Source organism: Streptomyces purpurogeneiscleroticus (assembly GCF_020024005.1).
Lineage (GTDB): Bacteria > Actinomycetota > Actinomycetes > Streptomycetales > Streptomycetaceae > Streptomyces > Streptomyces purpurogeneiscleroticus.
In genome coordinates this window covers 1-7,273 of the sequence record NZ_NHSG01000058.1, presented here as the reverse complement: position 1 = coordinate 7,273, position 7,273 = coordinate 1, and the positions used below count along the sequence as shown (strand labels likewise).

Below are 7,273 nucleotides of genomic sequence, written 5' to 3'. Positions count from 1 at the left end.
CTCACTCCTCACCCCCCAGCCCGCGCCGCCTCCGTCAGTTCGCCGTCGATGACCGTCACCGCGCTGCCGGTCAGCAGCGTGCGGTCGCCGCGCAGCGCAGTGCGCACGAATCCGGCACGGGCGGAGCCCTGCAGGCCGGTCAGTTCGTCGCGGCCCAGTCGCTCCGACCAGAAGGGCGCGAGCGCGGTGTGCGCGCTCCCCGTCACGGGGTCCTCGTCGATGCCGACGCCCGGGAAAAAGCACCGGGTGGCGAAGTCGTAGCCGCCGTCCGGGTCCTCGGCGCGCGCCGTCGCGATCACCCCACGACTGCTGAAGCGGGTCAGCGCCGCGAGATCGGGAGACATTTCGCGTACGGTCCGCTCGTCCGCCACCTCCACGAGCAGGTCCCCGACCTGTGACCCGGTCTCGTACGTGGCGAGGGGCTCGGTGCCGAGCGCGGCGGTCAGCCCCGGTGGTACAGGTACCGCGGTGAGCGGCGCGGTCGGGAAGTCCATGGTGACCGAACCGTCGGCCGATGCCGTGGTGATCAGTACGCCGCTGCGGGTCGCGAAGCGGACCGTTCCGGTGGCCGTCCCGGTGGAGTGCAGTACGTGCGCGGTGGCGAGCGTGGCGTGGCCGCACATGTCGACCTCGGTGGCGGGGGTGAGCCAGCGGAGCGCCCAGTCGGCCTCGTCGCTGTCCGGCAGCGGCAGCGCGAACGCGGTCTCGGAGAGATTGACCTGGGCCGCGACCTGCTGCAGCCAGTGCTGGTCGGGGAAGGAGGGACCGTCCAGCAGTACGACTCCGGCCGGGTTGCCGGCGAAGGGGCGGTCGGTGAAGGCGTTGACGATTCGGATTCGCATGGCGCGAGCCTAAGCACCGGAGATCGCGACCGACGAGGTCCAATGCAGAGAAATTGGCCTGCCTCGGAACGCCTAGTGGCCTGTCCGTCTCAAGCCAGTTTCTGGCACGCGCACCCGACATGCCTCGTACTCCCGGGGATTCCGGTCCCTCGCCAGCGGCACGCCGACCGAAACTCGCCAGCGAAACCTTGCCGACCGAACGTTCCCGATATATCGTTGAAGCATCGTGACCGATCAATGATGGGAGTGACGAGAAATGCGTCCACATGGACACGAACACTGGGGAGCCGGGCGCCATGGTGGTGGCCGGGGTGAGTACGAGGGGCGGCGTGCCGCCTTCGGGCCGTTCGGGCCGCCCTTCGGTGGGCCTCCGTTCGGCGGTGGCCGGGGCCGGGGAGGCCCGCGCGGCCGGGCGCGGCGTGGTGACGTGCGCGCCTCGATCCTGGCGCTTCTCAAGGACCGGCCGATGCACGGTTACGAGATGATCCAGGAGATCGCCGAGCGCAGCGGTGGTACGTGGAAGCCGAGCCCCGGCTCCGTGTACCCCACCCTTCAGCTGCTGGAGGACGAGGGCCTGATCGCCAGCCGGAGCGAGGGCGGCAAGAAGCTGTTCGAGCTCACCGACGAGGGACGTACGACTGCGGAGAGCGGCTCGGACGCCCCCTGGGAAGAAGCCGGCCGCGGCGTGGACTGGGAGGCGATGAACGAGGTCCGCAAGGCGGGCGGCGGCCTGGTCGAAGCGTTTCGGCAGGTGTGGGCGACAGGAACGCCCGAGCAGCGCGAGAAGGCGATCACGGTCGTCAATCGCGCGCGCAAGGAGCTGTACCTGATCCTCGCCGAGGATGAGTGAGCAAGGCCCGCGAGTGACCGAGCGCGGAGCTCGAGGATCGGGTGAGGCCGTGGCCGGCGCACAGACCGGCCACGGCTTTCGCGATCAGGCGACCAGTCGCGCGAGTCTGCCGAGCGACTCCTCGAGTGCGGACGTCGCCGAGTCCCTGAGCTTGCCCGCCATCAGCGACACTGCCGCGCCGGTGAACGAACCGTCGATCCGTACGGTCGTGGCCCCGGCCATCGCCTCACTCTCCGGTACGAGCGCGTACCGCATCCCGAGGTTCACGCCCATCGGGCCCTCGCCCTGGAGGTCGAGCAGGCGAGCGGGCTCCACGGCCCGTACCGTCCAGGTCACCTCGGCCGGAAAGCCCATGAGCTTCATGTTCTCCGTATAAGTGGCCCCTGGTTCCAGCGTCGCCGGGCCCCCTTCGGGGAAGCTGGTGTGGGTGGCATTCCACTGCTCATAGCGGTCGAAATCAGTCAGGCGGTCCCATATCTTCTCCGCCGGTGCTTCTATGCGGGCCTGGGCGGTGACATCGGCCATGCGGGCACCCCTTGGTGGCGGCCCAGGGGCCGTCCGGTCGGTGGCTGGTCCTGCGGGTCCTGAGTGGTGCCGCGGAAGGTAGCTGCCGGAGGTGCAAGGTTCAATACTGACGAGCCGTCAGGTTGTTGGGGGAGGCGTACCGCCGTCAGGTACTTCAGGGGGGCGTACTGATGTGGCGCGGGGCGCGCGTCCGTGCCCCTGCCGCACCCTCGATCGCCGCTTCCGCGCCGGGCATATCCTCCGTAGGGATGAGATTTCGCTCCCGCGTGCCCAACCATGGTCGGATGCGCAAATGCTCCCTCCCGGGGATGTTCCGGTAGCAAGAGGCTGGTGGGGTGAGTACTGTGCAAAACCGTACTGTGTACAACAGCGGAGCGAGTCCGTCGTCGGAGGACCTCGACGCTTGCTTGACCGACGAGCTCGCGTCGGTGCTGTCGTCTGCCCGCAGGAGGGCCACCCGCGACGGGGACCGGCAGGTGGACACCGCCCACCTCCTGCACGGCCTCCTCGAAACCGACCCCGCCGTACGCGAGATGGTCGACCCCGAAGGCGGCAGGACCGCGCGCCTCCTCGGGTATCTCGTCCAGCGCAGCATCGGTTACGGACTGCAGTGGCACGGCACGGTGGAGGACTCCGGGGCGGTGCCGGTGGTGACCGAGGGCGGCGTCCCGGGCTGGTCGCCGGCTGCTGCGGCTGCCATGGACGGCGCCCGGGACCGCGCGCACGCCCGCTATGCCGTACGTGCCGAATGCCTGGATCTGCTGGCCGCGCTCGTGGACGACGCGGAATGCCGTGCCGTCGAGGTACTGCGCCGGGCTTCGATCGACACGGTGCAGCTCGCGGTGCGCCTGGACCGGCAGACGCAGGAAGCGATGATGGAGGACGAGCGGTAACACTTCAGCGCCGCGCCGCACCTCACCCGTAGCGCACCGCATCGCATCCTTATCGCACTGCGCCCTTACCGCACCGCGCCGCACTCTGATTCCCGTACGAGGCTCAGCGCCCCGCTCTCCTGTCTCACGACAGGGGTATTGGTGGTGACGCTGCTGACCTCCCCTGCCATCATGGCCGGATGCACGCGACTGTGGAGACGGAATCGAGTCAGAGGGGCAGGGGGAGAGGCTTGGGCCTCGGTCTGGCCCTGCTGTCGGCGTTGGCCTTCGGCGGATCGGGCGTGGCTGCCAAACCGCTGATCGCAGCCGGTCTGGAACCCTTGCACGTCACCTGGTTGCGGAGCGCAGGCGCCGCGCTCGTCATGCTGCCCCTCGCCTGGCGCCACCGCGCCCTGTTGCGCCGACGCCCCGCGCTGCTGGCGGGATTCGGGCTGCTCGCCGTCGCGGGCGTCCAGGCGTTCTACTTCGCCGCGCTCTCCCGGATTCCGGTCGGCGTCGCGCTGCTCATCGAATACCTGGCACCCGCCCTGGTCCTGGGCTGGGTGCGCTTCGTGCAGCGGCGGCCCGTCAGCCGCGCCGCCGCGGCCGGTGCCGTCCTCGCCGTCGGGGGGCTCGCCTGTGTCGTGGAGGTATGGGCCGGCCTGAGCTTCGACGTGTTCGGGCTGGCACTCGCGCTGGGCGCCGCCTGCTGCCAGGTGGGGTACTTCGTCCTCTCCGATCACGGTGGCGACGGCGACGGCGACGACGCCACGCACCCGCTCGGCGTGATCGCGTACGGCCTGCTCTTCGGCGCACTCGTACTGACCGTGGTCGCGCGCCCCTGGACCATGGACTGGTCGGTGCTCGTCGGCACCGCGGACATGGACGGCACGGGCGTCCCCGCAGTGCTGCTCCTCGCGTGGCTCGTGCTGATGGCGACGGTGCTCGCCTACCTCACCGGCGTGATCTCGATCCGCCGGCTCTCGCCGCAGGTCGCAGGCGTCGTCGCCTGCCTGGAGGCGGTGATCGCCACCGTACTGGCGTGGGTGCTGCTCGGCGAGCACCTGTCCGCACCGCAGATCATCGGTGGCGTGGTGGTACTGATCGGCGCGTTCATCGCGCAGTCCACCACGCCCAAGCCACCCCGGGACGTGGCGTCGCAGCACGATGGCGAGGCGCATCCGGAAGCCGTGTTGCCGGCCGGTGCGGCGGGCACGCCCGGCCCGTAGGGCCTGTGCCGAGTTTTTGGCACAGGCTCTGTCCGCCCGTCAGCGTCCTTCAGCAGTTCTTCAGCAGTCCTTCACCGCCATGCGGCGCAGCTGGCGGGAGCGGGCCGCGGCGTCCCGGGGGCCGTCGCGGTCTGCCAGTCGCTGTGCGATGCGTTCCTGTACCTCCCTGCTCTTCTTCCCGGCGTACTTGAACTTGGCGCGCACCTCCGACACTTCGAGGCGCAGCGCGCGGATGCCCGAGAGCATGCGGCCGTACGGCGGGTCGTCGGCTGTGACCGGGGCCGACCCGCCCTCGGGCTGGAAGTGCGCCATCTGGCGACGCAGCAGCTCGGCCTTCTCCTCCGGGGCGTCCACGACACGTGCCGTGCAGCGGAGTTGGACCGCCGCATAGAAGCTCGTGGGCACGCCGTGCTCGGGCGGGGTGTCCTCGGCAGCCTGCCAGGGGCCGGGTATGAAGGTGTAGTCGTCGACGACGCTGAGCACGACGGACGGGTCGGCCTCCAGCGCGGGCCACAGAGGATTCGGGCGGGCGAGGTGGGTGACGGCCTCGCGGCGGCCGGCGTCGTACGCGAAGTGGAGGGGCTGGACCCACGGCGGATCGCCGGGCAGGCCGTTGCCCGCGAGCTGGCCGAAATCGTGTTCCGCCAGCCAGGTCTGCCACTCGGTGTCGTCGGACGGCGCGTCCCAGGAATGGATCAGCATGGCTGACCTCAGAGGTTTTCGAGGTAGGCGGGCAGGGCGACGCCGGGGGCCAGGTCGTCGGACGGTATGGGGGCGCCGTATGCGGGCGCCACGGGGACGACGCCGCTCCAGTGGGGGAGGGAGAGGTCCTCGGGCTCGTCGTTCGGTCCGCCGGTACGGATCTTGGCGGACACCTCGGTCAGGTCGAGCCGGATGACGGCCGTGGCGGCCAGCTCCTTGGCGTTTCCGGGGCGGGAGTCGGCGGCGCGCCCGGGCAGTACATGATCCACCAGCGCGTCGAGCGCTGCCGTCTTCTCCTCGGGGTCGGTGACCTGGTGGGCGGTGCCGTGCACCACGACGCTGCGGTAGTTGATGGAGTGGTGGAAGGCGGAGCGGGCGAGGACCAGGCCGTCGACGTGGGTGACGGTCACGCACACCGCCAGGCCGGAGTCTGCCTGGCGGGTCTGACGCAGCGGCCGCGAGCCGGTGGAGCCGTGGAGGTAAAGGCGGCTGCCGACGCGGCCGTAGAGCGTGGGCAGTACGACCGGGGCGCCGTCACGCACGAAGCCGAGGTGACAGACGTATCCGGCGTCGAGGATGGAATGAACGGTGTCGTGGTCGTACGCGGCGCGGTGGGCGGACCGCGTCGGGACCGTGCGCTCGCTCGGGGCGTAGACGGCGGATGAGCCGTCACCGGCACCGGTCTCGGCGACGGCGGCGAACTCGGGGCCGGCATCGGACGTTGTGGAGGAAACGGGCTCGGGCATCTTGCCAACTCCATTGCACTAGTGCATACTCAAGTTTGTGCTAGGAGAGTATCGGATCGAAGGGCGGCGCGCATCGGAAATTGCCGCCAGCGTCGAGCGAGCCATCGGTGTGGGCGAGCTCCTACCGGGCGAAGTCCTGCCCCCCATGCGGGAGTTGGCCGTCTATCTGGAGGTGAATCCCAATACGGTCGCGTCCGCGTACCGGACGCTGCGCGACCGCGGAGTGATCGAGACCGCGGGCCGGCGCGGCACCCGGGTGCGCCCACGGCCGACGAGCACGCCGCGCGAGGCGCTGCGGATAGAGGTGCCGCCGGGCGTGCGGAACGTGTCCGACGGCAATCCCGACCCCGCGCTGCTTCCCGCGCTCGGGCCGGCGCTCGCCGCGGCCGCGGACCGCGCCACGGCCCGCCCGACGCTGTACGGCGCGCCCTTGATCGACGAGGAGCTGGCCGGCCGGGCGCGGGCCGCGCTGGATGCCGACGGTGTACCGGCCGGTCCGGTCGCCGTGACCTCCGGCTCGCTCGACGCCATTGAGCGGGTGCTCGCCGCGCATCTCCGGCCCGGTGACGCGGTGGCGGTCGAGGACCCCGGCTGGGGGAGCCTGCTGGATCTCATTCCGGCGCTGGGGCTGCGCCCCGTTCCGGTGGGGATGGATGAGGACGGACCGCTGCCGACCGAGCTGGAGCGGGCGCTGGCGCTCGGGGTGCGGGCGGCGATCGTCACGGACCGGGCGCAGAATCCGACCGGGGCGGCGGTGGGTGCCGAGCGGGCCGAGGAGTTGCGGTCGCTGCTGGCCGAGTATCCGACCGTGCTGCTGATCGAGGACGACCACGGCCATCACATCGTCGACGTCCCGCTGCATCCGCTGGCCGGGGTGACCGATTACTGGGTCATGGTGCGGTCGACGGCCAAGGCGTACGGGCCGGACCTGCGGCTGGCGGTCCTCACGGGCGATGCCGTCACGGTGGACCGGGTGCGCGGGCGGCAGCGGCTGGGCCCCGGCTGGGTCAGCCATCTGCTGCAGGACACGTTGATCCATCTCTGGCGGACGGATGCCGTGGACCCGGGCTTGGTTGCCGGATCCTATGGGCGTCGCCGCGACGACCTCATACGGGCCCTGGCCGACCGGGGCGTCGCGGCGCAGGGCCGCAGCGGGATGAATGTCTGGGTGCCGGTCCCCGAGGAGACGGGCACGGTGTCGCGGCTGCTGCACGCCGGCTGGGCGGTGGCGCCCGGCGCCCGGTTCCGGATGGACTCCCCGCCGGGCATACGTGTCACCGTGTCCAGCCTCTCGCACGGCGACACCGAGCCGCTCGCCGAGGCCATAGCGGCCGCGTGCCTGCCGGGGGAGGCTCGCCGGTACGACTGATCGGTACGACCGGTCGGGGGGCGACTGACCGGTGCGGCGGGTCGGTGCAGCTGATCGGTGCGGTCGGCCGGTGTGCTGGCCGGTACGACGGGCCGGTGCGGCCGGTCGGCGCGGTGGGTCGGTGTGTCTGGGGGCGTG

General features: G+C 71.1%; 8 protein-coding genes. 4 read left to right on the top strand and 4 right to left on the bottom strand.

What is annotated here, in order from left to right; all coding sequences use genetic code 11:
• Window positions 1-8: 8 nt before the first annotated feature.
• Window positions 9-842, bottom strand: a complete 834-nt coding sequence (locus CCS38_RS01730) for a PhzF family phenazine biosynthesis protein (protein WP_223731394.1) — start codon at window positions 840-842, stop codon at window positions 9-11.
• 256 nt (window positions 843-1,098) lie between these two features.
• Between CCS38_RS01730 and CCS38_RS01725 the strand changes: the two genes are divergently transcribed.
• Window positions 1,099-1,692, top strand: coding sequence for a PadR family transcriptional regulator (locus tag CCS38_RS01725; protein WP_223731393.1), 594 nt, complete (start codon window positions 1,099-1,101; stop codon window positions 1,690-1,692).
• Window positions 1,693-1,776: 84 nt separating this feature from the next.
• Here CCS38_RS01725 and CCS38_RS01720 read toward each other — a convergent pair whose 3' ends face one another.
• On the bottom strand, window positions 1,777-2,217 hold the full coding sequence (locus tag CCS38_RS01720; RefSeq protein WP_223731392.1) for a type II toxin-antitoxin system Rv0910 family toxin: 441 nt from the start codon (window positions 2,215-2,217) through the stop codon (window positions 1,777-1,779).
• A 344-nt stretch (window positions 2,218-2,561) separates the two neighbouring features.
• On the opposite strand from CCS38_RS01720, the gene CCS38_RS01715 reads away from it, so the two are divergent.
• On the top strand, window positions 2,562-3,110 hold the full coding sequence (locus CCS38_RS01715; protein WP_223731395.1) for a Clp protease N-terminal domain-containing protein: 549 nt from the start codon (window positions 2,562-2,564) through the stop codon (window positions 3,108-3,110).
• 179 nt (window positions 3,111-3,289) lie between these two features.
• Window positions 3,290-4,318, top strand: a complete 1,029-nt coding sequence (locus CCS38_RS01710) for an EamA family transporter (protein ID WP_223731391.1) — start codon at window positions 3,290-3,292, stop codon at window positions 4,316-4,318.
• Between the two features lie 60 nt (window positions 4,319-4,378).
• On the opposite strand, the gene CCS38_RS01705 is transcribed toward CCS38_RS01710, so the two are convergent.
• Together CCS38_RS01705 and CCS38_RS01700 are read right to left on the bottom strand one after the other, a co-directional pair.
• Window positions 4,379-5,020 carry an FMN-binding negative transcriptional regulator gene (locus tag CCS38_RS01705; RefSeq protein ID WP_223731390.1) on the bottom strand — a complete coding sequence of 214 codons (642 nt, stop codon included), beginning with the start codon at window positions 5,018-5,020 and terminating at the stop codon, window positions 4,379-4,381.
• A gap of 8 nt (window positions 5,021-5,028) precedes the next feature.
• Window positions 5,029-5,766 (bottom strand): pyridoxamine 5'-phosphate oxidase family protein, encoded by a 738-nt coding sequence (locus CCS38_RS01700; protein WP_223731389.1) that lies wholly within the window; start codon window positions 5,764-5,766, stop codon window positions 5,029-5,031.
• A gap of 37 nt (window positions 5,767-5,803) precedes the next feature.
• Here CCS38_RS01700 and CCS38_RS01695 point away from each other — a divergent pair, with 37 nt between their 5' ends.
• A complete protein-coding gene (locus CCS38_RS01695; RefSeq protein WP_223731388.1) occupies window positions 5,804-7,135 on the top strand; it encodes an aminotransferase class I/II-fold pyridoxal phosphate-dependent enzyme in 1,332 nt (443 codons plus the stop codon).
• The last annotated feature ends 138 nt before the right edge of the window (window positions 7,136-7,273 follow it).

What these genes read in the sequence shown, in the direction of transcription:
- CCS38_RS01730 (WP_223731394.1), bottom strand. Translation starts at nt 842, where the DNA reads ATGCGAATCCGAATCGTCAACGCCTTCACCGACCGCCCCTTCGCCGGC.
- CCS38_RS01725 (WP_223731393.1), top strand. Translation starts at nt 1,099, where the DNA reads ATGCGTCCACATGGACACGAACACTGGGGAGCCGGGCGCCATGGTGGT.
- CCS38_RS01720 (WP_223731392.1), bottom strand. Translation starts at nt 2,217, where the DNA reads ATGGCCGATGTCACCGCCCAGGCCCGCATAGAAGCACCGGCGGAGAAG.
- CCS38_RS01710 (WP_223731391.1), top strand. Translation starts at nt 3,290, where the DNA reads ATGCACGCGACTGTGGAGACGGAATCGAGTCAGAGGGGCAGGGGGAGA.
- CCS38_RS01705 (WP_223731390.1), bottom strand. Translation starts at nt 5,020, where the DNA reads ATGCTGATCCATTCCTGGGACGCGCCGTCCGACGACACCGAGTGGCAG.
- CCS38_RS01700 (WP_223731389.1), bottom strand. Translation starts at nt 5,766, where the DNA reads ATGCCCGAGCCCGTTTCCTCCACAACGTCCGATGCCGGCCCCGAGTTC.